1 protein-coding gene is annotated in these 589 nt (G+C 45.2%); it reads left to right on the top strand.

What is annotated here, in order from left to right:
- Positions 1 to 471, top strand: a 471-nt coding sequence (locus tag R7R24_RS28760; protein ID WP_318120465.1) for an Hsp33 family molecular chaperone HslO, incomplete at its 5' end; no start/stop codon positions are given.
- Between the last annotated feature and the right edge of the window lie 118 nt (positions 472 to 589).

The following is a 589-nucleotide window of genomic DNA, read 5'->3' as shown; positions in this document are numbered from 1 at the left end:
ACAGAAGTGCTAGAAGGTTACTTCGCTAACTCTGAGCAGCTAAAAACGCGTCTTTGGATCCGCACTGGCGAATTCGAAGGTAAACCGCACGCGGCGGGTATGCTTATTCAGGTTATTCCTGATGGCACTGGTTCTCCAGATGACTTCGAGCACCTAGAGCAACTGACTAACACCGTAAAAGACGAAGAACTGTTTGGCCTAGAAGCGAACGACCTACTATACCGTCTATACAACCAAGACAAAGTACGCGTGTACGAACCTCAACCAGTAGCGTTCCACTGTGGCTGTTCACGTGAGCGCAGCGGCGCGGCAATCATTACCGTTGAGAAAGCTGAAATTTATGACATTTTGGCTGAAGTAGGATCGGTTTCTTTACACTGTGATTACTGTGGCACAACATATACATTCGATGAAACTGAAGTTACCGAACTGTATACGCAAGCTTCAGGCGGCAATAAAACGCTGCATTAATTTTTATAGCTTATCAAGCACGTAATTTACCCACAAAAGGCCAGCACTATACTGGCCTTTTTGTGATCTATCCCCCGTAACACCTAGCTTTCCACGTAATAAAACAACTGCTTAATTT

The organism is Vibrio sp. 704 (assembly GCF_033339295.1).
Note: the sequence above shows the minus strand (reverse complement) of the source record. Positions and strands in the feature narration are given on the sequence as shown.